The organism is Caulobacter segnis (assembly GCF_003243465.1).
In the GTDB taxonomy this organism is placed as follows: Bacteria; Pseudomonadota; Alphaproteobacteria; order Caulobacterales; family Caulobacteraceae; genus Caulobacter; species Caulobacter segnis_A.
On record NZ_QFQZ01000005.1, the window covers coordinates 66618 to 90772 of the forward strand.

23 protein-coding genes are annotated in these 24155 nt (G+C 66.8%); 11 read left to right on the forward strand and 12 right to left on the reverse strand.

Features of this window, described 5'->3' with window-relative positions:
• Position 1 precedes the first annotated feature (1 nt).
• Genes trbF through DI526_RS03040 form a run of 4 tightly spaced genes read left to right on the forward strand, consistent with a single transcriptional unit; the run spans position 2 to position 2872 of the window.
• Positions 2-688 carry a conjugal transfer protein TrbF gene (trbF, locus tag DI526_RS03025; RefSeq protein WP_304273887.1) on the forward strand — a complete coding sequence of 229 codons (687 nt, stop codon included), beginning with the start codon at positions 2-4 and terminating at the stop codon, positions 686-688.
• The gene (gene trbG / locus DI526_RS03030; RefSeq protein WP_304273889.1) at positions 685-1479 is read left to right on the forward strand and encodes a P-type conjugative transfer protein TrbG; all 795 of its coding nucleotides are present in this window, start codon (positions 685-687) and stop codon (positions 1477-1479) included. The genes trbF and trbG overlap by 4 nt, the downstream gene beginning before the upstream one ends.
• Positions 1476-2648, forward strand: coding sequence for a TrbI/VirB10 family protein (locus DI526_RS03035; RefSeq protein WP_304273891.1), 1173 nt, complete (start codon positions 1476-1478; stop codon positions 2646-2648). The genes trbG and DI526_RS03035 overlap by 4 nt, the downstream gene beginning before the upstream one ends.
• Entirely contained in the window at positions 2645-2872 is a 228-nt protein-coding gene (locus DI526_RS03040; RefSeq protein WP_304273893.1) for a DUF2274 domain-containing protein, read from the forward strand. Before DI526_RS03035 ends, DI526_RS03040 begins: the two co-directional genes overlap by 4 nt.
• Here DI526_RS03040 and DI526_RS03045 read toward each other — a convergent pair.
• From DI526_RS03045 to DI526_RS03070, 6 genes are all read right to left on the reverse strand, one after another.
• Complete coding sequence (locus DI526_RS03045; protein WP_304273895.1) at positions 2869-3291, reverse strand: helix-turn-helix domain-containing protein; 423 nt, start codon at positions 3289-3291, stop codon at positions 2869-2871. The genes DI526_RS03040 and DI526_RS03045 overlap by 4 nt on opposite strands.
• A gap of 294 nt (positions 3292-3585) precedes the next feature.
• Entirely contained in the window at positions 3586-4344 is a 759-nt protein-coding gene (locus DI526_RS03050; RefSeq protein WP_304273897.1) for an exodeoxyribonuclease III, read from the reverse strand.
• An 83-nt stretch (positions 4345-4427) separates the two neighbouring features.
• Positions 4428-5033, reverse strand: a complete 606-nt coding sequence (locus DI526_RS03055) for an alpha-ketoglutarate-dependent dioxygenase AlkB (RefSeq protein WP_304273898.1) — start codon at positions 5031-5033, stop codon at positions 4428-4430.
• 7 nt (positions 5034-5040) lie between these two features.
• Positions 5041-8205: an error-prone DNA polymerase gene (locus tag DI526_RS03060; protein ID WP_304273900.1), complete on the reverse strand. Its 3165-nt coding sequence runs from the start codon at positions 8203-8205 to the stop codon at positions 5041-5043.
• The gene (locus DI526_RS03065; protein WP_304273902.1) at positions 8202-9737 is read right to left on the reverse strand and encodes a DNA polymerase Y family protein; all 1536 of its coding nucleotides are present in this window, start codon (positions 9735-9737) and stop codon (positions 8202-8204) included. The genes DI526_RS03060 and DI526_RS03065 overlap by 4 nt, the downstream gene beginning before the upstream one ends.
• Complete coding sequence (locus tag DI526_RS03070) at positions 9649-10416, reverse strand: ImuA family protein (RefSeq protein WP_304273904.1); 768 nt, start codon at positions 10414-10416, stop codon at positions 9649-9651. Before DI526_RS03070 ends, DI526_RS03065 begins: the two co-directional genes overlap by 89 nt.
• Before the next feature lie 239 nt (positions 10417-10655).
• On the opposite strand from DI526_RS03070, the gene DI526_RS03075 reads away from it, so the two are divergent.
• Positions 10656-11834 (forward strand): hypothetical protein, encoded by a 1179-nt coding sequence (locus tag DI526_RS03075; protein WP_304273905.1) that lies wholly within the window; start codon positions 10656-10658, stop codon positions 11832-11834.
• Between the two features lie 140 nt (positions 11835-11974).
• On the opposite strand, the gene DI526_RS03080 is transcribed toward DI526_RS03075, so the two are convergent.
• Both DI526_RS03080 and DI526_RS03085 read right to left on the reverse strand, forming a co-directional pair.
• The gene (locus tag DI526_RS03080; RefSeq protein WP_304273907.1) at positions 11975-12454 is read right to left on the reverse strand and encodes a nitrate reductase associated protein; all 480 of its coding nucleotides are present in this window, start codon (positions 12452-12454) and stop codon (positions 11975-11977) included.
• A 44-nt stretch (positions 12455-12498) separates the two neighbouring features.
• Complete coding sequence (locus DI526_RS03085; RefSeq protein WP_304273909.1) at positions 12499-13008, reverse strand: helix-turn-helix domain-containing protein; 510 nt, start codon at positions 13006-13008, stop codon at positions 12499-12501.
• A 120-nt stretch (positions 13009-13128) separates the two neighbouring features.
• Here DI526_RS03085 and DI526_RS03090 point away from each other — a divergent pair, with 120 nt between their 5' ends.
• Positions 13129-13758 (forward strand): cysteine hydrolase family protein, encoded by a 630-nt coding sequence (locus tag DI526_RS03090; protein WP_304273911.1) that lies wholly within the window; start codon positions 13129-13131, stop codon positions 13756-13758.
• 73 nt (positions 13759-13831) lie between these two features.
• Positions 13832-14314: a PaaI family thioesterase gene (locus DI526_RS03095; protein ID WP_304273913.1), complete on the forward strand. Its 483-nt coding sequence runs from the start codon at positions 13832-13834 to the stop codon at positions 14312-14314.
• 7 nt (positions 14315-14321) lie between these two features.
• Here the strand turns inward: DI526_RS03095 and DI526_RS03100 are convergent, their stop codons facing one another.
• Positions 14322-14846: a TetR family transcriptional regulator C-terminal domain-containing protein gene (locus tag DI526_RS03100; protein WP_304273915.1), complete on the reverse strand. Its 525-nt coding sequence runs from the start codon at positions 14844-14846 to the stop codon at positions 14322-14324.
• Positions 14847-15220: 374 nt separating this feature from the next.
• On the opposite strand from DI526_RS03100, the gene DI526_RS03105 reads away from it, so the two are divergent.
• A complete protein-coding gene (locus tag DI526_RS03105) occupies positions 15221-17470 on the forward strand; it encodes a molybdopterin-dependent oxidoreductase (RefSeq protein WP_304273916.1) in 2250 nt (749 codons plus the stop codon).
• Positions 17467-17691, forward strand: a complete 225-nt coding sequence (locus tag DI526_RS03110) for a hypothetical protein (protein WP_304273917.1) — start codon at positions 17467-17469, stop codon at positions 17689-17691. The genes DI526_RS03105 and DI526_RS03110 overlap by 4 nt, the downstream gene beginning before the upstream one ends.
• 35 nt (positions 17692-17726) lie before the next feature.
• Here DI526_RS03110 and DI526_RS03115 read toward each other — a convergent pair whose 3' ends face one another.
• A complete protein-coding gene (locus DI526_RS03115; protein ID WP_304273919.1) occupies positions 17727-18251 on the reverse strand; it encodes a helix-turn-helix domain-containing protein in 525 nt (174 codons plus the stop codon).
• A 100-nt stretch (positions 18252-18351) separates the two neighbouring features.
• Between DI526_RS03115 and DI526_RS03120 the strand changes: the two genes are divergently transcribed.
• A complete protein-coding gene (locus tag DI526_RS03120) occupies positions 18352-18975 on the forward strand; it encodes a TetR/AcrR family transcriptional regulator (protein ID WP_304273921.1) in 624 nt (207 codons plus the stop codon).
• A 39-nt stretch (positions 18976-19014) separates the two neighbouring features.
• Here DI526_RS03120 and DI526_RS03125 read toward each other — a convergent pair whose 3' ends face one another.
• Positions 19015-19938, reverse strand: a complete 924-nt coding sequence (locus tag DI526_RS03125; protein ID WP_304273923.1) for a fatty acid desaturase — start codon at positions 19936-19938, stop codon at positions 19015-19017.
• A 404-nt stretch (positions 19939-20342) separates the two neighbouring features.
• Between DI526_RS03125 and DI526_RS03130 the strand changes: the two genes are divergently transcribed.
• A complete protein-coding gene (locus DI526_RS03130; protein ID WP_304273925.1) occupies positions 20343-20867 on the forward strand; it encodes a TetR/AcrR family transcriptional regulator in 525 nt (174 codons plus the stop codon).
• 61 nt (positions 20868-20928) lie between these two features.
• Here the strand turns inward: DI526_RS03130 and DI526_RS03135 are convergent, their stop codons facing one another.
• On the reverse strand, positions 20929-23739 hold the full coding sequence (locus DI526_RS03135; RefSeq protein WP_304273927.1) for a TonB-dependent receptor: 2811 nt from the start codon (positions 23737-23739) through the stop codon (positions 20929-20931).
• Positions 23740-24155: the final 416 nt, after the last annotated feature.

Consider the following 24155-nt stretch of genomic DNA (forward strand, 5'->3'; position numbering starts at 1 on the left):
GATGAACCCTTTCAAGGGCGCGGCGCGCTATGGCGCGACCCCCGCGCCGGAAACGCCTTATCAGCGGGCCGGTCAGGCCTGGGACGAGCGGATCGGCTCGGCCCGCGTTCAGGCCGCCAACTGGCGCCTGGCGGCCCTGGGCCTGCTGATGGCCAACACGGCCCTGTGCGGGAGTCTGGCCTGGCTGGCGACCCGAGGTTCGGTGACGCCGTGGGTGGTCGAGGTCGACAAGCTCGGCGAGCCGAGGGTGGCTGCGCCGGCCATTCAAGGCGCCAGGCCGACCGATCCGATGATCGCCTGGACCTTGGCGCGCTTCATCACCGACGTGCGCGCGGTGTCCACCGACCCGGTGGTGATGCGCCAGGCCTGGTTGCGGGCCTACGACTTCACTGATGCGGCCGGGGCTGCGGCCCTGTCCGACTATGCCCGCCGGGCCGATCCTTTCGCCCAGGTCGGCCGCGCCCAGGTGGTGGTCAGCGTCTCCAGCGTCGTGCGCGCCACGCCGGGCAGTTTCCGGGTGGCCTGGACCGAGCAGCGCTATGCCGACGGCCAGCTGGCCGCCACCGAGCGCTGGAGCGCCATCCTGACCCTCAACCTCGTTCCACCGCGCACGCCCGAGGGGCTGCGGGCCAACCCGCTGGGCGTCTACGTCTCCGGCATCGCCTGGTCCAAGGAGTTCGGCGCATGACCCGCTCACTCCTGATGGCGTGCCTGGCTCTTGCCTGCCCGGGCATAGCCGCCGCCGAACCCTCCGTCCAACTACAGGTTCCTGGCGGCGCCAAGCGCTTCGATTACCGCGACGAGACGGTCTATCCGGTGATCGCCACGCCGGGCCGCATCACTGACATCGTGCTCGAGCCCGGTGAGATCCTGGTCGGCTCTGGGCCCGTGGCGGCCGGCGACACCGCACGCTGGGTGATCGGTGACACCACCAGCGGCCAGGGCGCGCAGCGGCGCGTGCATGTGATGATCAAGCCGACGGCCTCGGGCCTGGCCACGAACCTGATCATCAATACCGATCGGCGCACCTATCACCTGGAGCTGCGGGCTTCGGCCCGGACCTGGCTATCGCAAGTGGCTTGGCGCTATGCCGACGCGGCGCCGCCGGTCCTGGCGGCCGCCGCGATCCGAGGGCCCGGCCCAGAGCCAATCGTCCCGCCTGAGCAGCCGGACCGGCCGCTGAACCTCGCCTACAAGATCAACGGTCCGTACCCCAACTGGCGTCCCGTCGCCGTTTCGGACGACGGCCAGCGCGTGTTTGTCGACTTCGGCCCGGCCGTGGCCATGGACGACCTGCCGCCGCTCTACCGCATCGGTCCGGACGGCAAGACCGCCGAGCTGGTCAACTATCGCGTCGAGGGCCGCCGGATCATCGTCGATCGGCTCTTCGAGCGCGCCGAACTGCGCCTGGGCGCCAAGCGGGCCGGCCTGGCCGTGCGCATCGCCCGCACAACCCCGATCCAGGAGGCGGGCCGATGAGCCAAGACGCCGATCAAGCCGAGAAGACCATCGCCCAGACCCTGCGCCTGCGTGGCGCGCCGAGCCCCGTCGCCCGTGTCTCCCGGCGCGCCTTGGTCATCGTCGGCGCCGTCCTGATCGCGGGGGTTGCTGGGGCGATAAGCTGGTCGCTGATGGAAAAGCGCAAAGCCTCGCCCCAGGAGCCGAAGGTCGCCATGGCCCAGCCGCCCGAGACCGTCACCGCCTTGCCGCGCGGCTATGTTGGCCCGGCTGGGACGCCGGCGCTGGGACCGCCGCTGCCGGGCGATCTTGGCCGCCCGATGCTGAGCGCGGCCCGGGCACGGCAAGACGCGGCGTCCGCACCGATTGGCGCCGATCCGCCGCCCGTCGCTGCGCCGCAGCCGGCGGCGACACCCGACCCGCGGATCCAGGCCCGTCGGCAGGCCTATCAGGCCGCGATCCAGAGCGGCCTGTTCGTGACCGCCGCGGTCTCGTCCGGTGATGAAGCGTCGATCTTGTCGAGCGCTGCGCCGGCCCTGGTGCTGGCGCAGAGCAAGCCGGATGGGGGCGATCCGCGCCTGACCAGCGTTGAGCGTCTGCAAGCGCCGGCCTCGCCCTATGTTCTCCAGGCCGGCGCGGTGATCCCCGCGGCCTTGGTCACCGGTTTGCGTTCGGACACGCCGGGCCTGGCCATCGCGCAGGTGACCCAGGACGTGTTCGACAGCCTCGGCGGAGGCTTTCTTTTGATCCCCAAAGGCGCGCGGCTGATTGGCGAGTACGACGCTGCGGTCAAGAACGGCCAGAGCCGTTTGGCCGTGGTCTGGACACGCCTGACCCTGCCGTCGGGGCGGTCCATCGTGCTGGACAAGCTGCCCGGCGCCGACGCGCAAGGGATGGCCGGCCTACAGGACGGCGTCGACCGCCATGGTGGGCGCGTGCTGGCGGCGGCGGGGCTTTCGACCCTGCTGGCGATCGGGTCCGAGGCCGGCTCCTCCAGCGAGGAGTCCGACCTCGCCCGCGCCCTGCGCCGCGCCGGCGCCGACACCGCCAGTTCGGTGGGCCAGCAGATGGTCGGCAAGAGCCTGAACTTGGCGCCGACACTGACGATCCGGCCGGGCGCGCCCTTGCGCGTGCTCCTGACCCGCGACCTCGTGCTTGAACCCTATGTCGATGAAAGGAAGGCGCCATGAGCGGCAAGCTGAAGCTGGGGGCCCTTGAGGACGATACGCCCGTGAAGGTGACGCTGGACCTGCCGGCCAGCGTCCATCGCGATCTCCAGGCCTATGCCAAGATGCTGGCCGACCAGACGGGCGGCAAACCGGGCGAGCCGGCCAAGCTGGCGACCCGGATGCTCGAGCGGTTCATGGCGACCGACCGGGTCTTCGTCCGCGGACGGCGCGGCAAAGCCGCCTAAGCCGCCTGATCCTCCCGAGTCGGTTCGCCCAGCGCCGTCATCAAAGCAAGGACCCTGCGACGTCGACGCCGATCCAGACCGGACAGCAGGACGGCCAGAGCCAGCCCGTCGGGGCTGGCCAACAGGGCGGTGATCGCCTTGGCCTTCTCCAGTTGTTCTATCGTCGGCGCTTGGTCGCCGTCGGTGGCGGGGAGACCCTCGAAAAACCAAGCGGGGCTGGTGTGCAGCAGCGCGGCGACCCGGTAGAGCATCGAGGCGCTGATGCGGTTGGAGCCGCGCTCGTACTTTTGCACTTGCTGAAAGGTCAGCCCGACACCCTGGGCGAGTTTGGCCTGGCTGAGGCCGAGCACCTTGCGGCGCAGTCGGATCTTGGCGCCGACATGCTGGTCGACTGGGTGCGGCGAGGGACCGGACGGCAAAGGCTTTGCTCCACGATGTGTGGAGTGCAGACACGCCGGCCCCCTGTGCCGGGTAGTACGTCGGTCGAATTTTCTGGCGGCTACCGGATCGCCAATTGCGCGGCGGTGAGGATCAGGCCGATCGCCAGGAGGGCTAGGGCGACCAAACCCGCCCATCCAGCGGGCGTCAGAAGGCGGCCCCTCGGACGTGAACGTGGTGGCATGTCGCCGATTGTAGGGCCTGGGTCCTGGCGAGGCTAGGCGTGGCCGAAGACCGACGCAAAGCCGTTCTGGGGGCGCCGCCGCAGCGGTGCATCAAAGACGCAGCTCGATCCAGGCCGGGGCGTGATCACTCGCGCCGTCCAGGCCGCGCACCCAACGGTCGACGCCGGCGTCGATGAGGTCTTCGGCCAGATCGGGGGGGAGCAGCAGGTGGTCGATGCGCAAACCTTTGTCCTTGGGCCAGCGTTCGCGCAGATAGGACCAGTAGGTCCATGGCGTGACGTCCGGATGCTTGGCCTTGAGGGCGTCGGTCCAGCCCTGATCGAGCAGGCGCTTGAAAGCCGCGCGGCTCTCGGGGCGAAGTAGCGCGTCGCCGCCATAGGAATGGTTGGGGTAGATGTCGGCTTCGGTGGGCACGACGTTGTAGTCGCCGGCCAGAACGACCGGAGCGCCGCTGACCATCAGGCTCTGGGCATGGGCGATAAAGGCCTCGAACCAGGCCAGCTTGTAGTCGAACTTCGGGCCGGGGACGGGGTTGCCGTTGGGCAGGTAGAGGCATCCGATCAGCACGCCGCCGACCGCCGCCTCGATATAGCGGCTCTGGGAGCGATCAGGCTCGCCGGGAAGCGCGGTGCGGGTCACCACGGGCGTCATGTCGCGGGCCAGGATCGCCACACCGTTCCAGGTCCGCTGGCCCTTCCAGGCCGCGCGGTAGCCCATCTGCTCCAAGGGCTCTAACGGGAAGCGGCCTTGCTCGGTCTTTAGCTCCTGTAGGCAGACGACGTCGGGCTGGGCGTCGTCCAGCCATTCGATCAGGGCGTCGAAGCGGCTTCTGATGTTGTTGATGTTCAAGGTCGCGATCCGCACGCCACGACAACTTGCACGCCGCAGACTGCGTTCCCACTAGGGACGGAACGGTTGGGGCCGCTCGTCTTTTAGCGGCCGAGCGGACGCCTGACGGTCCGGAATGTCACCGAATAGCGCAGGGCCTCCACCGGTGGGATCGAGTGCTCCCACTGCGTGCGCGCGGGGCCGGTCAGCACATAGGCCGAGCGCGGCGCGGGTCGCAAAGTGGCCCGCTCGAACCGCTCGCCAACCTTGCGCCGGAAACGAAACGGACAGCTCGACAGCAGCGAGACGCCGGCGACGATGTCGAACTGCGGCCGATCGCGATGCCAACCGATCCCCGCGCCCGGAGCGTATTCGATGGCCAAGGCCTGCTGGAAGGCTTCGGGCGGGACCTTGGCCAAGGCCGCGACCCGGTCTCGCAAGGGCATCAGGAAGGCGGGTATCGGCTCGGCCGGCTCCAGCACCTGCCGCGCGAAGTCGTAGGCCCAGCCGAATGAGACCACGCGACGGGCGCCTTCATAGCCGTGGAACTGGAACGGCTTGAAGGGCAGGGCGGCGATGGCTTGAGCGACCTGCGCTTCCTGGGCAGGCCCGATCGCGTCGGCCTGGTAGAGCAAGCCTTCGGGCAATCCTGCGGCCGGCGCGGCGCGCGGCGCGTCGGTCAGGGCAAAGAGACTGGGCTGGTCGCTCATGGGGGTCCTAGCAGAAGTTGCGGCTGCGGCGGGCCCAGGCCAGATCGCCGGCGTCGGCGCCGCGATCCTGCAGGGTCGAGAGCAGGCCGCTGAGATCGTGGAGCTTGTAGGCCACCAGGTGGACGACCTCGCCTTCGCGCTGGATGCGGCCCTCCACGCCCAGCAGATGGGCCGAGAGCGCGACCCGGCGCTGCTTTTCGTAAAGCGTGCGCCAGATCACCAGGTTGGAGACCCCGGTTTCGTCCTCCAGGGTCATGAACATCACCCCCTTGGCCGTCCCGGGCATCTGGCGCACCAGCACCAGGCCGGCGGTCTTGATGAACCGGCCGTCCCGCCCCTGCGCCGCGGCCTGGCAGGGTGCGTAGCCCTGGGCGTGGAGATCGTCGCGCAGCAGGGCCAGGGGATGACGACGAAGGGAAAGGCCGACATGGCTGTAGTCCTCGACGATCTGGCGGCCTTCGGTCATGGCCTTCAGGGCCGGCGGCGGCTCGTTGAGGTCGCTGGCGCCAGGCTGGTCGAAGAGCGGCAGGGCCACATCACGCAGGCCCTTGATCGCCCAGCCGGCCTCGCGGCGAGCGAGCTTCAGGCTGGGAGCGAAGGCGTCGGCCTCGGCCAGCCGTGACAGCGCCCCGGTCCCGACCTGGGCGCGCCGCCAGAGGTCGTCGATCGAGCGGTAGGGCGCCTCATGGCGGGCTAGGACCAGGCGCGCGGCGTCCAACTCCGCCAGCTTACCGACCATCCGCAGGCCCAGCCGCACTGCCAGGGCGCCGTCGGCGGCTTCCTCCAGCGTGCAGTCCCAGCGCGAGGCGTTAACGCAGATGGGCCGGACCTCGACGCCGTGCTCGATGGCGTCGCGGACGATCTGGGCCGGCTGGTAGAAACCCATCGGCTGGCTGTTGAGCAGCGCGGCGCAGAAGACCTCGGGGTGATGGCATTTGAGCCAGGAGGAGGCGTAGGCCAGGAGCGCGAAGCTGGCCGCGTGGCTTTCAGGGAAGCCGTAGGACCCAAAGCCCTCCAGCTGGGCGAAGGTCTGCTCGGCGAAGTCCTGCGGATAGCCGCGCGCGACCATGCCGCCGACCAGTTTGGTCTTGAAGTGGCTGACCCCACCTGTGAACTTGAAGGTGGCCATGGCCCGGCGCAGCTGGTCGGCCTCCCCGGGCGTGAAGCCGGCGCACTCGATGGCCACGCGCATGGCCTGTTCCTGAAAGAGCGGCACGCCCAGGGTCTTGCCCAGCACCTTTTCCAGCTCGGGCTTGGGGTAGCTGACGGGCTCCTTGCCCTCGCGGCGGCGCAGATAGGGGTGGACCATGTCCCCCTGGATGGGACCGGGGCGCACGATCGCCACCTCGATGACGAGGTCGTAGAAGGATCGAGGCTTCAGGCGCGGCAGCATGGCCATCTGCGCGCGGCTCTCGATCTGGAAGACGCCCAGGGTGTCGGCCTTGCGGATCATCGCATAGGTGCGCGGATCCTCCGGTGGGATGGTCGCCAGGTCCAGGGCCACGCCCTTGTGGTCCTTGAGCAGGTCCAGGCCCCGCTTGAGGCAGGTCATCATCCCCAGCGCCAGGACGTCGACCTTCATGAACTTCAGCTCGTCGATGTCGTCCTTGTCCCATTCGATGATCTGGCGGCCGTCCATGCGGGCCGGTTCGATCGGCACCAACTCGTCCAGCCGCTCCTGCGTGAGGACGAAGCCGCCCGGGTGCTGGGAGAAATGGCGCGGGGTGTTGAGGAGCTGCTGGGCCAGCTCCAAGGTCAAGCGCAGGCGGCGGTCCGAAAGGTCCAGCCCCATGTCGCGGGCGTGCTTCTCCTCGATCTCTTCGCGCGAAAAGCTCCACACCTGGCTTGAGAGGCCCTTGGTCATGTCCTCGGGCAGGCCCAGGACCTTGCCCACGTCCCGCACCGCGCCGCGCGGCCGAAAGCGTTGGACGACCGCCACGATCGCCGCGCGATGGCGCCCGTAGGTCTCGAAGATCCACTGCATCACGCTCTCGCGGCGGGCGTGCTCGAAATCGACATCGATGTCGGGCGGCTCGTCGCGCTCGGCGCTGACGAAGCGCTCGAAGAGCAGGTCGTTGCGCTCGGGGTCGATGCTGGTGATGCCCAGCACGTAGCAGACCGCCGAATTGGCCGCCGAGCCGCGGCCCTGGCACAGGATGTCCTGGCTCCTGGCGTAGCGGACGATCGAATGGACGGTCAGGAAGTAGGGCGCATAACCCAGCTGGCCGATCAGCGTCAGTTCGTGGTCGAGGATGCGCCGGACCTCCGGGGTGAGCCCGTCGGGGAAGCGCTGGTCCGCGCCCGCCCAGGTCAGGCGCTCCAGGGTCTGCTGGGCGGTCTCGCCCGCCTCCACGACCTCGCGGGGATATTGATAGCTCAGCTCGGAGAGGGAGAACCGGCAGCGCCGGGCGATCGCCACCGAGGCGGCCAGGGCGTCGGCCTGGCGGGGAAAGAGCCGCTGCATCTCGGCCGCCGGCTTGAGGTAGCGGTCAGCGTGGCGGTCGCGCCGAAAGCCCACGTCGTCGATCGTGGTGTTCTCGCGGATGCAGGTGACCACGTCCTGCAGCAGACGCCGGTCCTTGTCATGGAACAGAACGCGGTTGGTGACCACCGGGGTGACACCGGCCGCCTCAGCTAGCTCCTGAAGCTGATGCAGGCGCAGCGCATCGCCCGGTCGCCTGCGAAGCGTCAGGGCGACATGGGCGTCCGCACCGAAGATCGCCGCCAGGCGGGTCAGCTGCTGGGCGCAGAGGTCGTCGGGCTGGTCGGGGACCAGCACCGCGATCAGGCCTTCGGCATGGGCGGCCAGGTCGGCCAGGTCCAGGTCGCACTGGCCCTTGCCCGCGCGGCCCTTGCCCAGGGAGAGCAGGCGGCACAGCCGCCCGTAGGCGGGCCGATCGGTCGGATAGACCAGGACCGTCATGCCGTCGCGCAGCACCAGCTCGCAGCCGACGATCAGCCGCACGCCGGTCGCCTTGGCCGCGATGTGGGCGCGCACCAGGCCCGCGACACTGTTGCGGTCGCAGATCGCCAGGGCCTTGTAGCCCAGGCGCTGGGCCTCGTCGAAGAGCTCGCCCGGCGAGGAGGCCCCGCGGAGCAGCGAAAAGTGCGAGGCGCACTGCAGCTCGACATAGTCGCCGAGATCCTCCGGAGCGCCTTGGGCGGAGGTCATCCGAAGACCCCGGCCATGAACCAGCGCTGGCTGCCGGTGGCGGCGTCCTCGCCGTCGCCGTCGCGATAGATCCAGTAGCGCCCGCCGGCCTCGTCCTCGACCTGGAAATAGTCCCGGCTGCGCGCCAGCTCCTGGTCGGCCTTCCACCATTCCCCGAACACCCGCTCGGGCCCGTCGGCCCGTCGCACGCGGCGGCGCACGCCTCGCCAGGTGAACGAGGCCGGCGGCTGGTCGGGCAGGAGGGCGACGGTGTCGATGGGTTCTGGGCGCGGGAAAAACCGCGTGGGCCGTGGCCAGTCGACCGGCCAGGAGAAGGCCGCCGGGCGTTCGATCGCCGGGGCCCTGCGCACGCTGCGCTCGGGGATGTCGCTGTCGGCGCTGGTCAGGCGGTAGACGGACGAGGGCCCCAGGCGCGCGGCCAGGGTGTCGATCAGGCCCGAAAGGTCGGCGGCGGACTGGCCGGCCAATCCCGCCGCCTGGGCCTCGCCTTGCTTGTAGGCCAGGGGCTCGGCGCCCGGCGCGGCCAGAACCATCTTGTCGACGCCAAAGCCCGGATCGACGGTCTCCAGCTTCTCGCACAGCAGCTTGGCCAGCCGCGGCGCATCGCGCGCCGGCGCCGAAAGCCCGATGCGGGCGGACTCGATGCGGTCATCGACACGGTAGAACCAGGCGTCGATCGCCTTGGCGCCGAGGCTGGCCGCCTCCAGGGCCGCGCACAGCTCCACAGTCAGTTCGCCCAGGTAGCGGGCCATGGTCTCGGGGGCGCCGATCGGCTCGGCGAAGATCTTGGCCACCCGCAGGGTCTGGCGGGCGAACACCGGCTCGATCGGTTCTGGCTCGCGAGCGAAGGCCTGGTCCAGGCGCCGGATCGGCTCCAGGCCAAAGCGATGGGCCAGCGGCCCCTTGGCCGTGGCCTCCAGCTCGCCGATCGTGTCGAAGCCGGGCTTGGCCAGGGCTTGGACGAGATCGGGCGGCAGGCGCAGGGCCGCGATCGGCAGGTCGCTCAACTCCCGGCCCAAGGCGCCGGGGGTAACCACGAAGATCGGGCGCAGGGAAAAGCGGGCCAGGGCGTGGGCGCCGCCCCAGCTGTCGGCGATGGCGATCTTGGCCGACAGGCCGACCGCTTCCAGCCGTCGCCGGATATCGACCAGCATCTTTTCTTCGCCCCCGAAGAGGTGGGCGCAGCCGGTGGCGTCGATCACCAGGCCATCGGGCGGGTCGGCCGCGACGGTGGGCGAGTAGAGGCGCTGGGCCCAGAGCGCCAGCCGGTGCAGGGCGGCGTTGTCGCCTGCGGCGTCCAGGTCATGCAGCGCAAGGCCCGGGACAAGGGCGGTGGCGTGGGCGACGGCCTGGCCCAGGCGCAAGCCGGCCCTGGCGGCGGCCAGATTCATGTGCGCGACCGCGCGACGTCTGCCCACCCGTCCGACCATGACGATCGGGGTGTCAGGCGACGGCGCGGCCTTGCCCTGCAGGCGCGCTAGCCGGTCGGTGGGCCAGCGGGGCAGGAAGACGGAGATGACCCTTTGCGTCACAGGCTTCTAGCTCGATGTCGAAGGCGTCGCCGGCGCGGCAGCGGAGAAGTTCGAGAAACCAGCGAGGACGACCCACGCCGGGAATGAGGGGCGGAAGCGGAGAGGAGGGCAGGGGTGAGACCCGCCAACGTGTCTCCGCCGCCGTCGGCTGGCCCAGATCGGCCGCGTCGGCGACCCGCTTCCACCGTCTGACCGCGATGGCGATCTGGCCGCTCTTCTCGGCGGCCAGCTGCAGGCGGCGCGAGGCGGTCATCGAAAGCCTGCCGACCTCGCCGACCACCCCCGCCAGACCTGGCCAGCGCAGACCCTCCTCCATGGCCGCCAGGACGCCGGCCTCGTCGCCGGCGTCGGCGAAGATCACTCGTTCTGGGGGCAGGCCGGCCTGGGCCAGGGAGGGAGCGAAGAGGTCGGCCTGGCGCCGGCACCAGAGGACTTCGCCTTGCGCGCGGGCCAGGATCCCGGCGGCGAACCGTGCGGCCGAGGCGCCATGAAGCGCCTCATCCGCCCCGCCCGCGACCTCATGCAGGGCGCCCAGGCCAAGGCCGCCGCCGGGCAGGCGCGCGTCCAGTGGCGCGATGCCGAACGGCAGCACCGCGCGGGTGATGCGGTCCTGGCTTTCCAGGGCGCGGACCTTGCGGCGAAGCGCGTCGAGCGCTGTGGGGGAAGTGGGCGAGAGCATGGTGATGATAGGTGATCTGTTCCACCTTTGTTCCCTTTGGCGATGGGGAGTCAACGGCCTTGCCGGTGCGACGCAGCGGCGCGGCGACGCGATACGCCTGTTGCGTAAGGGTTTGGCGGGACTCAGGAAGTTTTGGAGAGGCGAAGGGGACGTCCGATCCTGACGTTCGCGTCGCAGCTTCGGGTTGGTCTTGGCTCGTGCTCACGCTTAAGGTGGCGGCAACGAGTTGGGGCAGAACGATGGACGCGCTGAACTATCCGTACATCCGCGTGCGGGATGTGGAGTGGCTCAAGCAGACCTTGCTGCTCTTTCCGCACGTAGCGCGCATGACGCCGGAGTTCGACGCGCCGCCCGACGCGCCCGAAATAGAGCCTTACTGTTGGGAGGCCGGTGGGCGACACCCCCTCCTGCGTCCGGTCGATCTCATGGCTGGCCGCGTCTGGCGCGCTCAGGACGATTTGATCAGGAACATCGAAAAGCGCTTCCAGGCCGATGAGGTCGGCTTCCGATCGCGGTTCGGGCGCGAAGCCTTTAACGAGGGCTACGATCCGGCGACGGCTGGCCACGACCTTTGGGGCCAGAGGCTGCAGCCCAACGCCGGCTTCCAGATCCACCGCCACAAGGTGGTGACCCAACTGCGGGACTACCTTCTGGAGCGAAACTTGGCGTGGCGGCCGGAGCGGCCACATGGGCCCGCCTATATCGAGCTGCACCCGCGCCTGGGCACGGCGGTCATGACCACCTTGGCGTTCGCGGCGGCGCAGAACGAGGGCCTGACGGTCGTCACCGAGTTTCCTGACCTTCATGGCCAGGTGATCGCCGACGGCGCCGAAGGCCTGCTCGACCGGTTGGCCGAGGATCGTCTGCCTGACCCCGCCGTCAACGCCCAGCGCATCGCCGAGGTGATCGTCTACCAGCGCTGCGATGTCAGCCGCCTGGGACCCGAGGACCTGGTGGCCTTGCGCGACGAGCGCGCCGCCTTCGCGCGATTTCGCCAGGCGCTGGAGGCCGAGGCCAAGGAACTGCCGGCCCAGGTCGGCGATCCCAGGATCCTGCAGGAGTACCTGGACGACACGGTCAACGCGATCTTGGGCCAATGGCAAAAGGACCGCGCGGGGTTCACGCCCCTGGCCAAGGCGGTGTTCGGCGACGAGGCGATCAACGAACCCAAGTCGCTGTTGCAGAAGATCGCCGAGAAGGCCTTCACCCCAGAGGTCGGCGGGCCGGCCGCGAGCGGCGTGCTGATGGGGTCCTTGACGGCGCACACCCTGGCCGGAGCGGCCGCGGGCTGCGCGATCGGTCTGGCCGTACATACGCTGAAGTCCTGGCGCCAGGTGGTCCGGCGCGAGGCCGACAGCCCCTGGAAATACCTTACCACCCTTGAGAGGGGCGGGGTCGGCTTCCGGATGGTGGCCTAGCATGCGGCCGGTAGGTGGATGAGCCCGTCTGGCCGGTGTCGGTCGAGACAGGCGCAAGGCGCGGAAGGCGCCGGTCACGGTCTTTTCTTGGCGCGGGCGGAATGGGTCCGGCGGGCGTAGAGTGTGGTCGGACGTGCTGATCAACCGGGCGCGGCGGCAGGGCTCAGCAGGCCGAACTCGGCCAGCGCCGGGACGAAGTTGACGTTGTCGTGGTTGTCCCGGCTGAGTTTGACTAGGGCGAAGCGCTGCAGGTCCGAGAGGTTGCCCCAAGCCTCTAGGGCGATCGGGGCTACCGCCTTACTGGCGGCGAACGCGACGACTTGCTCGGGCGGGGCATCGACAGGCGGCAGGGGGATGGCCTGGTCGTCTGGCAGGATCCGCAACTGGCTATCGCTCTGTTCGGCGACATGGCGGCCCAGCTCGACCTGATAGGCGACGATCTCGGCGGGGGTCCGACAGGGTTGGTCGAGCAGAGCCCGACGGGCTTGGGTGGACAACTGGCTCCACTGGCGAAGCGTCAGCTTGATCCGCGCTTCGTCCAGTTTCAGGCGCACAGCCATGGGAATGCAGCGCAACGTGTCCACGAAATCGCTCTCGAACGCGAAGGTCTGATTATGCACCGATAGGCTCCGAACGATCGATCTGGGATGGGAAGGATAAGCGGCTAGCGCGTCGGGGTGGGGCGGGGGCGTCCGGCGGGGAGCGTCGCCCGGGCGGCGCGCTCCTGCGCATAGGCCGCCGTCGGCAAGCTTGTCCGCGCGCGCCAGTCGACATCTGCCTGGCAGCGCCCGCATCGGCCCTCCAGGTCGACCTCACCGCCGCAATCGGTGTGCCGCGTCTCGACCGCCAGGCCTTCGGACGGGTCCTTGACCCAGGCTTCGCCCCAGGCGCGCAGGGCCAGGAGCACTGGGATGAAGGCCGCGCCCTTGGGTGTCAGCCCATAGGACCCGCTTCGGTGATGCGTGTCGGCGCGCCGATCGATCAGCCCGCCGGTCTGGAGGCGCTTTAGGCGGTCCGACAGCAGCTGGGCGTTGACCCCCGTCTGGGCCTGAAGCTCGCCGAAGCGCGCCGGACAGAGGGCAAGTTCCCGCAGGACGAGGATCGCGCAGCGGTCGCCGATCAGCTCGGCTGAACGGTCGATCGGGCACAGGGTGGTGTCGAGCGGGGGCGTCATGGATCAGAGACTATGATTTTCATATTCATTTGACACTATGATTTTCATAGTCATAGCCTCGGCCGTCAAAACGGCGCCGGATTGGTGCGTCGCGCCCATCTGCAGAGACGGAAATTCGCCATGGCCGACCGCGCCTACGTACCTTCCCGCACCGCGCTCATTTTGGTCGACGTCTTCAACGACTTCCTCTCCGAGGGCGGCAAGCTGTGGCCCCTGGTGCGACCTGTCGCCGAGTCCGTCGACCTGCTGGAAAACCTCGGCGCCTTGCTGACCGCCGCGCGGGATGCGGGCTTGACGGTGATCTACGCGCCGCACCGGCGCTGGGAGCCCGGCGACTACGAAGGCTGGAGCCATCCCAATCCTTCCCAGCAGAGCATCGCCAAGTTCCAGACCTTCGCGCGCGGAACTTGGGGCGGAGACTGGCGGGACGAGCTTGCGCCCCGGGAGGGGGAGATCGTTGTCCAAGAACATTGGGCCCAGAGCAGCTTCGCCAACACCGACCTGGACTTCCAGCTCAAGCAGCACGGGATCAGCCATGTCATCCTCGCGGGCCTTCTGGCCAACACCTGCATCGGCTCGACCGCCCGCTACGCCATGGAGCTGGGCTATCACGTGACCCTCGTGCGCGACGCCACCGCCGCCTTCAGCCCCGAAATGATGCACGCCGCGCATGATCTCGATGGCCCGACTTATGCGCATGCGATTTTGACCACTCAGGCCCTCGCCGCCGGCCTCAAGTCGACCGACTGACCTGTTCCGCCAGACCCCGCTCTGGACTGCCCCTAAAGACCGGCGCGCAAGCGCGCCCATGACGAGAAATCGGATGACTTCAAACGCGGCTCAGGCCGTCTCCTCGATCCGTGGCCAAGACGCGCCGAGCGAAGAGTTCAAGGCCGCTACCGACAGCGAGTGGCTGGGGTGGTATCGATTCCTGCCCATCGCCTTCGAAGACTATGCCGGTCCGTTCTATGTTTTCTTCGAGGAAGGTCGGGTGGTTTGCGGTTTTCGCCCGCGGCCAGATCACGCCAACCTCTATGGAAACGTTCATGGCGGGGCGCTCATGGCGTTCGCCGACTACGCGCTTTCAATGATCGGTCGGGGCTTGGAGCGGGAGTTCCGCAGTCTCACCGTGACGTTCAGCAGTGAGTTTCTGAGTCCTGCCAGAATCGACGGCCTGCTCACCGCGCGTGGTGAGATCACCGGGGGCGGCCGATCGCTGCGCTTCGTGCGCGGCACGATTTATTGCGACGACCAGCCGGTGATGGCCTTTTCGTCGACGATCAAGCAGCTCAAGACGATCGGCTAGGCGGCTGTCAGGCGGCGAGGGGCGGGGCGAGCGTCAGGCGGTCCAGGAGCCGCCCTCGGGCCGCCTCCAGGGCCTCGTCGTCACGGGTCGCCAGCCAATGGGCGACGAGGCCGCGCAAGGTCGCCAGCAACAGCAGTGCGTCGGCCTGGGGCGCTTCGGTGTGTTGCCCGCTTTCCTTCGCTGCGTCCCGAAAGAACTCCTCCAGCATCGCCGTCTTTCGGTCCGACAGCGTTCTGATGGCTTCACCCAGCACGCTGTCCACGGCGCATTCGTTGAGGATCAGGTGCATGGTGCGCGCGGCGTCCGGATAGGCGCGGGACTGTCGGCAGTATTGGTCGACGAAGGCGCGCAGGCCCGCAGCGCCGGTGACCGGACCCACCGCCTGGCGGAAGCTCTCGGCGATGGTGCGGGCGACCTCCACAAGGAAGGCCGCGCGAGAGGGAAAGAGCGCGCTGGCGCGATACCGCGGCAATCCCGCACGTCTGGAGGCGTCGGCCAGGACGAACTGGGCCAGCCCGAAGCTCGCGATCATGGGGATAGCGCGCGTAACCACGCGCAGGCGCTCGGCGGCCCGCTGTTCAGGCGACCGGTGTCGACGCGGGGCGGCAGTGGCGGGGAGGTCCATGGTTTGTCGACTGCGTACCTGGTCAAGCTGGTGAGAGCCGTTCACGGCAAAGAGTTCAACCCACACTGCTTGTCGAAGGCTAGTCCCGGCCAAGTGTCAGGACCGCCTCAAGCGTCAATTGAGCGCTTTGCCACCGCCCTTCCCGGGCGCGACGTTCAAGCCTTATGCCGTCATGATTTTGGCGATGAAAGCTCAGAGATTTCTTGACTTCCGTTTGTGAATTGACTCATGGCGCCCCCACCGTAAGCTCCCCAAAACGATAATTACGCAGGGAGTTCCCGATGCCGGCGTTGCCAGATCTGCACGCGGACCAGGCCGACGTGAAGGGCGTGCCGCGTACGCCGCGACAGGCGGGAGTGACGACCAGAAAAACCCTCTGCGCGACATGCGATATCGCCTGCAGCGTGGTCAGCGAGGTGGTCGACGGGCGGGTCGTGCGCGTGCGCTCATCCGACAATCCGATCTTCCGCGACAATATCTGCATCAAGGGCATCGCCGCGCCCAAGGGGTTCGCCCATCCCAACCGCATCCGCCGCCCCCTCAAGCGCGTGGGCGAGCGCGGTTCGGGCCAGTGGCAGGAGGTCGGCTGGGACGAAGCGATGGCCGATATTGCCGCGCGCCTGAAGGCGATCGTCGCGCAGCATGGGCCCGAGGCGTGGGCGGTCTCGACCAGTCAGTGGAATACCGGGACCGATCACGGCCTTGGCCGGCGGCTGATGAACCATGTGGGATCGCCCAACTGGATCAGCGGCGTGGCGCTCTGTGCGGGCAACACCGCGGCGATCAACCGGCTGACCTACGGCTGGTACCCGATGGCGGATTTTTCCAGCACCAACTGCATCGTGTTGTTCGGTCACAATCCCAAGCGCGACAGCTGGGTGCCGGTTCACAACCAGATCCAGCGCGCCAAGGCGCGCGGCGCCAAGTTGATCGTTCTGGATCCTCGCCGCAGCGAGAACGCCGAGCAGGCCGACATCTGGCTGCCGCTGAAGGCGGGCACCGATACGGTCATGCTGTTTGGCTGGCTTCGGGTCATTCTCGACGAAGGCCTCTACGATCACGACTTCGTCGCCAAGTGGACCATTGGGTTCGAGGACCTCAAGGCGCGCGTCCAGGAGTGGCCGATCGAGCGGGTCGCCGCGGTCACCGGGTGCGAGGCCGAGATGATCCGGGCGGCGGCGCGGATCTACGCTCAAGGGCCCTCGATCATTCCCTGGACCCCGATCACCGACATGCAGCGCAACAGCACCTCGGCGATCCGGCTGCAATCGATCCTGCGCGCGATCTGCGGCAATCTCGACGTCCCGGGCGGCGAGGTTCTGCACGGCTTCAATCCGATGATCGTCTCGGAATCCGAGATTGAGATGCATCACGTGCTGGATGAAGCGCAGAAGGCCAAGCAGCTCGGATCAGACACCCATCCGGCCTTCACCTACCGGGGGCAGGCGCCGCTGCTGGACGCCTGCGAGCGGGTCTGGGGACACCGCTACGCCAACCAGGTCACCGGCTGTTTCATGGCCAACCCCTCGGCCACCTTCCGCGCCATGGCCGGGGAGGGGGCCTATCCGGTCAAGGCCTTCTTCGCCCTGGGCAACAACACCCTGATGAGCTTCGCCAACATGCCGCTCATCCACCGGGCGCTTCTCAATCAGGATCTGATCGTCGTCCACGAACAGTTCATGACGCCGACCGCCCAATTGGCCGACTACGTCATGCCGGCGGACAGCTGGCTGGAACGCCCGTGGATGATGGACGGCTATGGCTGGGTGTCGATCTACCGGCCGTCCCAGAAGGCGATGGAGCCGCCCGAGGAATGCCGCAGCACGTTCGATTTCTGGCGCACCTTGGCCGCGGCCATGGACATGCCGCAGGTCGTGCCGTGGAAGACCATTGAGGACTTCTACGACTGGCGGCTGGACAAGGTCGGCATGGGATTTGAGGAGTTCGCCGAGACCTACGACATCTACGCACCCAAGCCGGCCTTTCGGAAGTACGAGAAAACCGGGTTCGCCACGCCCAGCGGCAAGGTGGAGCTGAAATCTTCGATCCTGGAGGGCCTGGGTTTCGACCCCTTGCCCTATTTCCGGTTCGATCCGGACATGACCGACGACTACCCCTTGAAGATGTTCACCGGCGTGCGGGAGGGAGAGTATTTTCAAACGGGCGGACGTCACATCCCCGAACTCCGCGAGCGTTGTCCCGAACCGGTGTTGTTCGTCAGCCCGAAGCTAGCCGCCAGTTTGGGCGTGGCTGAAGACGAGTGGGTTCAGGTCTCCAATCCGACCGGCAAGATCCACATGAAGGTGGGCGTGCGCGACTCCATGCCCGACGACCTGGTGCGCATCCCGCATGGCTGGTGGAAGCCTGAGATGCCGCAAGGGGGCGAGACATTGTCCGGTGCGCTGAAATACTCGGACGCGATGCTTTGCCCCGACGACGAGGATTATCTCGATCGCGAGCAAGGCATCCCCCACCTCAAGGGGATTCCGTGCCGGATCGACAAGCTAGACCCTGCCGAGACCGCCGCATGAACGAGCGGGAAAAGGCCTATCGAAAGCGGGTCAAGGGCGCCGAACTCGGCTTTGCGCTCGCCACGCGCGCCACACGCAATCGCACGCTCCTGGACAAGCTTGCCAGGCTCATGCTCGACAAGATGATCAAGCCCGTCTCAGGGCAAGAAGAACGGGTTGTCGACGATCGGGGGTATGACCCCGCCGAGCTGGCGCGTTACGAGCGTGGCGAGACGCCATGAACTTGGCGATCGTTGGCGCAGGCCTCGCCCAAGCCTCAGCCGGCCTTGGTGCGCCGGGTTCGCGCCAGGGTTTGGCTGTTGGCTGCGCCCCGCGCCTGGCGGTCTTCGATCATGGCCGGCGACATCGTCGCATCCATGTCCATGGGGCTCACCAGAGCGTGGCAAGCGGGGCAGGCCAGGTGCGGATTGGCCAGGTGGCCGCAGTCGCGGTGGGTGAGCTCCAGCAGGTAGTTGTCCTGTGGACTCGACAGATGCCGGTCTCCCCAGGCCTTGAGAGTGATCAGCACCGGCCAAAGATCCGCGCCCTTGGCGGTCAATCGAAACTCGTGCCGGACCGGACGCTCGCTGTAGGTGACGCGCTGCACGATCTCTTCTGCGACCAGATCTTTCATGCGGCGCGAAAGCAACTGCGGGGAGATGCCGGTCTGTTCGCGGATCGTCTCGAAACGACGGCTTCCCAGGAAGAGTTCGCGCAGGATCATCAAAGTCCAAGGGTCGCCGACAACGGCCACGGCCCGCGCCATCGAGCAAACCTGGTCGCTCAGACGTTCGATCTTCAAAGCACCAACCCAGTCAAAACCTGTCGCCGATGATAGAGAAGGCCGTCCTAGGGGTCAAAGCGCCGCTCGTCCACGCCAGAAGACATGAGGGCGCCCCGTCATGAGACCCTGTCTTGGCGGCCGGATAGGGCGGCTGGGCAAGCCGTCCGGCTATCATCACGGCGATCTTCGCGAAGCCCTGATCGACACCGCCATGGAGCTGGCCGAGCGCGCAGGTCCCGAGAGTGTAAGCCTAAGGGCGGCCGCACGCGCGGCCGGGGTCAGCGCGACGGCGCCCTATGCGCACTTCGACGACCGGGACGCGCTGCTGGCGGCCGCCTGCGCAAGAGGCATTGGGCAGCTGACCACGGCGATCGCCGCCTGCATCGATCAGGCGCCCAAGCCCCAGGCCATGAGCGCCTTCTCTCACGCCTTCGTGGAATTTGGTCTGCGGCGACCGGGATTCTACCGGCTGCTCTTCGTCGCGCCCTATATTCAGCAGGCTCCGGTCGGTTGCGATCTGCACCGAGCCGCCAAGGCCGCCTTCGATCTCCTGCTCACCCTATTTGACCCCGATCTCGACGACGATCAGCGGCGGCGCTTGGCCATGCGGCTCCTGACGGGGCTTCATGGTCTGATCCTGGCCGAGCAGGCGTTGATCTTACCCGATGCGCCCCGGGTTGATCCTGGGGGGCTCGTCGACGACCTGGTGAACGCGTTGCTCGCCTCAAGCCGTGATCGATGACGTCACCCGGGGGCGACCACGCTCGAGCCATCCGCGTCCTCAGGCTTTCGATTTCTGCCAGGGTCCAACGCCCAGCCCTTCGATCCGCGAGCCCTCGGCGATCAGCACCGGGCGCAAGGCGCGAAACAGACGCGCGTAATTATAGAACGGCACGCTGGGCCATAGGTGGTGCATCAGGTGAAGGTTCTGCTGCAGCGTGAGCCATGTCCCGCCTAGCCAAAGGCTCACACGGGTATTTCCGTAGCGATCGGTGCGATCGAAGGGATAGTGGGGCAGCCACTGGAAGAAGATGTTGAGGATCAGGATCCCCAGTCGGGTCGGCAGGAACCACAGCATCAGCCAGTCCAGGAAATGACCGCTTACGGCGAACGCTGTCATGGCGATTAGATGGGCCGTCGTGATCGCCGAAATCTGCAACATCTCCCTGGCGGTGAAAATATAATCCACGCGCGCATAGATCCGCGGGGCCAGATACTTCAGCAGCTTGAGCGGTATCAGGCCCAGCGTGATGTTGACCGCCCACTTGATGACGAGCTGCGCCAGAGATCCCTTGACGAAGATGTCCGGGTCCCGGTCGCTGTTGGTATGGGAATGGTGCAGGACATGGGTCCTCTGCAGATAGGGCCAGGACAGGCCCATGCCCGTGGCGCCGATCCAACCCACCACCGTGTTGATCCAGGCCCACTGGGGATTTCGCGCCACGACATTTCCGTGAACGCTTTCATGCACCAGGGTGTAGTGCGCATACGAGAATAGCGTCAGAAGGGGCGTGCAGGCCCACAGGGGCCAGATCTGCCGCGCGCCCAGCGTGATCAGGGTGATGAGCGCGGCGGGGAGCGCGAGCGCCAAGGCCAGGGTCGGCCAGGCGACATCGGGCGAGAGCGCACGCGCGATCTGCTTTTCCTCGGCCCGGGAAATTGGACGTTGAGCCGCAGACTCGCGCAGCGCGCCAGCGTCATCCATTGCGTCGGATCCTTCCCTTGAGACGTCATTGACTGGCGTTCTTTGACCTATTCGTAACTTCCAAAGTTGAAGTCGGCAACATAAATGACGCGGGTGTCATCTTTCCGTGCCGAGCGCGTCTGGCGCATGACGGCCCGCGCAGTTGCACGTTGCGCGAAATCGGTCGGCGCGCCCATGATGCCGACCTGGCAGAGAGCCTGCCGTCACGGGTGTGGACCCACTGCGGCGGCGCCGGGGGGGGGGGGAGGCATGGTTTTGGGAAAAGCGAATTTGACTTCGTGCCGGAAGATCAGGGGCGTCCCGGCGCACACGGACCTGTGACGATGCCGGAGCCTAGACGGCGGGCCCCGCCTGGCAGCACTGCGAAGGGGGAACACGCCAAACGGCGCCTGGCCGAGCAGGCGATGCAGCAGCTGGCTAGCCTCAGTTACGCCCACACCTCCATGCGCGACATCGCCGCCGCGGCTGGCATGAACGTCAGCCGCCTGAACTACTATTTCGCCGACAAGCCTGACCTGATCATCTTCGCGGTCCGGCATTTCAAGCAGACATTCGGCGCCAAACTGGCCGAAGCGATCCTTCCCAACAGTACGGTCGATGCGATTATCGAAATACTGGTCCAAGCCGCCACCAAGGACGCGACCATGCACCGCTTCTGGTACGACATCCGCAACCAGTCGCTATTCGATCCGACCTACCATGAGATCGTCCGAGAGGTCGTGGCCGATCTGGAAGCCCTCACGGTGAGGGTGCTGAGGATGATCAATCCTCAGCGTGACGCGATCGAAATCCTGCCTCTGGCCGGCAGCATGATCGACGCTTTGTTCTTTCACGCCGTGCGCATGACCTTGCTGGGCGCGGCCGACGCCGACGTGGTGATGCGTGAGCAACTCACGGCCCTGGCGCGGCGATATCGAGACGGGTCCTGAGCGCGGATAAAAGACGGGCGGCGACAAAGCCGCCGCCCTAGTCGAGGTAGGCTCTCTTAAATCAGAAGGACTTGGTCAGGCTGACGCCGTAGAGGCGCGGCTCCAGCGTGATCAGATTGGCAAAGAGCCCCGAGGAATCGTCGGTCGTGTAAGCGTCCGTGATCGGGGTCTTGTTGCTGATGTTCTTGACGTAGGCGTCGATCTGGAGGCCCCACTCGGGCTTTTCGATCTTCAAAGTGACGTTGGCGTTGCTCCAGGGCTTCAGCCGGTCGTAGTCGCTGTTGTAGATGCGCGCATATTGCTTGGACTGGCGGTAGTAGTCGCCGCGCAGTGTGGCCGACCAGCCGCCAGCGAAATCCCAGGTGTATTGCGCGCCCACGGACGTCGTCCAATGGGGCGAATTGGGCAGTTCATGGCCTGAGAGGTCCGCCGCCACGCCTTCCAGCGAATAGCCAGCCCCATAGGCGTAGAGGCCCGTGTTGTTGGCCAGATAAGCCGCCGCGGCGGGTGTCAGGCCTGCGCCACCGGACGCCAGCGGTGTCGACAGGAAGGCCTGGTAAACCGCCGCCCCGCCACAGGCGAAGGGTAGGGTGGCGCCCGCGCCGGCGCTGATCACCGCGGCCGCGCCCGACGAGGTCAGCACGCAATTGGACCCAACCGCGGCGTTGGGCAGGCCAGGGCCCACCTTGACCACCACATAGTCCGAATTGCCCTGTGTGCGATCGATAGTGTCGATCGAGCTGACGCCCTTGCCGATCTTGGTGTTGAGATAGCCCAGATTGGCGTTGAGCTTCAGGTTGCGCACCGGTGACCACAGCCCTTCCAGCTCCAGGCCGTAGACGCTGGCGTCGACGTTTTCGTTGACCGCCGTGCGATTGACGATCTTGGAGATCTGATAGCCCTGGTAGTCGTAGTAAAACCCGGTGGCGTTGAGCATCACGCGACCGCCCGCGAGGGTATTTTTCGAGCCCAGCTCGAAAGCGTTGACGAACTCCGGGTCGAAGTTCGCCTTGATCCCGGCTGAGCCAGCCGCGGCGGCTTGGTTTGAACCGCCGCCCTTGTAGCCCTTCGAGAAGAACGCATAGACGAGATTGTCGTCGGAGAGTTTGAGGTCGGCCCCGAACCGCCCAGTCAGTTCGCTGAACTTGGAGCGAAGCTCCGGACTGGTGGTGCTGGCCTGCAGGCCCAGGCCGGGCGACAGCAGGACGGTGTCGAAGACCTCCAGACGCTTGTCATCGTGGGTTTGTCTCAGTCCCAGCGTGAACTTCAGCTTCTCATTGGCTTGCCAGTAGAGCTCGCCGAAGATGGCGTTGGACCGCAGATGATAGGGCGAGTGGCTGTCGAAGTAGTTGTGGCCAGAGCCGGTCGGGGTGGGGTTGGTGTCGATGCCGATGCAACTGGCCGGCAGGGCCGTCGGGCTGCAATTGGGATTGCCGGTGGCGGTGTAGTTGAGCGCCAAGGCCGCCAGGGTCAGGGAGTTGCCCACCACGAAGTAGTCGTTGACGGTCTTGTAGTCGAAATAGATCCCGCCGACGTTGAAGTTCAGCGGCCCGTCGAAGTTCGACTGCAGCCGGATCTCCTGGCTGAATTGCTTGGCGTCGTCGGAGGAGATGTCCAGGTTCGCGATGCGGTCGCGCGTGCCTAGCTGAGGGTCCGTAAAGACTCCGCCCGGCGTCAGCGCCGTAGAATTGAACCTCACCGCAGTGACATTGCGGTTGTAGTCCATGCTGCTGGAAATCTTGACGCGGGAGTAGGACGTCATCGCTGTGAACGTCAGGGCGGGGGTCAGTTCGTAGTTTAGATTGAACTGGTAGACGTCGGACTTGGAGCGGTAGATGGGGTCGAACAGCGTTTCGATCTCACGCAGGTTGCGGCTTGTGGTGTCGCCTTGGTTGGCGTCGCCGCTCGTGAAGCCAAAGAGATTGCCCAGCATGCCGTTGAGCGTGCCGGAGGTGTTGACCGTCCCGTAGGCCGCAGCGCTGTAGAGCGAACCGGGAAGGCAGCCCTGGGTCAGGAACGGACGCGCCGAACCGGTGGCCACGCCCCCGATCGTCGCCGGACCCAGATCCTTGGTGCACAGCTGCTTGCCGATCCGGGCGCGGTGGTCGTCCTCGTCGAAATGCTCCCACATGAAGCTGGTGCGCAGGGTGTCGATCGGGTTGAACATCACCGACACGCGGGTCGAATAAAGCTCGCGATCGTCGACCTTGCGATTGTTGTAGGTGTTGGTCACCGTCCCGTCGCGCTTGAGATAGTTGCCGGCGGCGCGGATGGCCAGCTTGCCGTCCAGCAGCGGCACATTGATCATGCCCCTGAGCTTCTCGGCGCCGTAGTTGCCGACCTCGGCCCGGATCTTGGCCTCGAACGTGTCCACCGGCTTGGCGGTGATGATGTTGACCACACCGCCGGTGGCGTTGCGGCCATAGAGCGTGCCCTGAGGGCCTCGCAGCACCTCTACGCGCTCGACGTCGAAGAACTCGGCTTCAAAAAGGTTTCCCGCCTGCATCGGCGCGTTGTTGAGGTGGACGCCCACACCGGCGTCGCCCGCTACGCCGACAGACTTGTTGCCGATGCCGCGGATCGAGAAATTGAAGCTGTTGGTGAAGTTGCCCTTGGCGAAGCTGACATTGGGGATCGATTGCTGAAGGTTGGGGCCGCCATCGATCTTCTGAGCCTCCAGCGTGTTCTGGCTGAACGCCGACACCGCGATCGGCACGTCCTGAAGGGCCTCTTCCTTCTTCTGAGCGGTGACCACCAGCTCCTCGAGGACCGAGTCCTGCTGGGTTTGCGCCAAGGCGGGCGTGGCGGCCGCTATCGCGGCGGCGGACACGGTGACAGCCAGAAGGCCACGCAGGCTTAGGCGTTGGATCATCTCGATTCCCTCCCTCGACGCCATGGCTCCTGTTCACGGAGCCTTGAGGCGTCTTTTGTCGTGACCGCACTTTTTCGAGCGCCCGCAGCGTGCGGCGAACCACCGGGCGATGTCAGAGATCGTTGTTTTTCTGAATTGGACGTTTGTCCCATTTTTTGCAAGTTCGAAATTCATAGTCACTTGAGTTTTCGAACGTGCGGTATTGCGGTCGAGGGCCTTGGGCTTTGCGATGAACGCGCTGCGGGCGTCATGGCGCCGAGACGCGCTCATGCCCGATCCGCCGGAGCGTGCGGTTGGCGGACCGTTTCCAAACCGTGGAATCGTGGTGAGGAGGCCGCCGCGTCCGACAGGACGCGGCGGCGCAGTGATCGGAAGGCGAGACTGCTTGTCCTGGCGGCTGACGCCGGTGGGAGGGA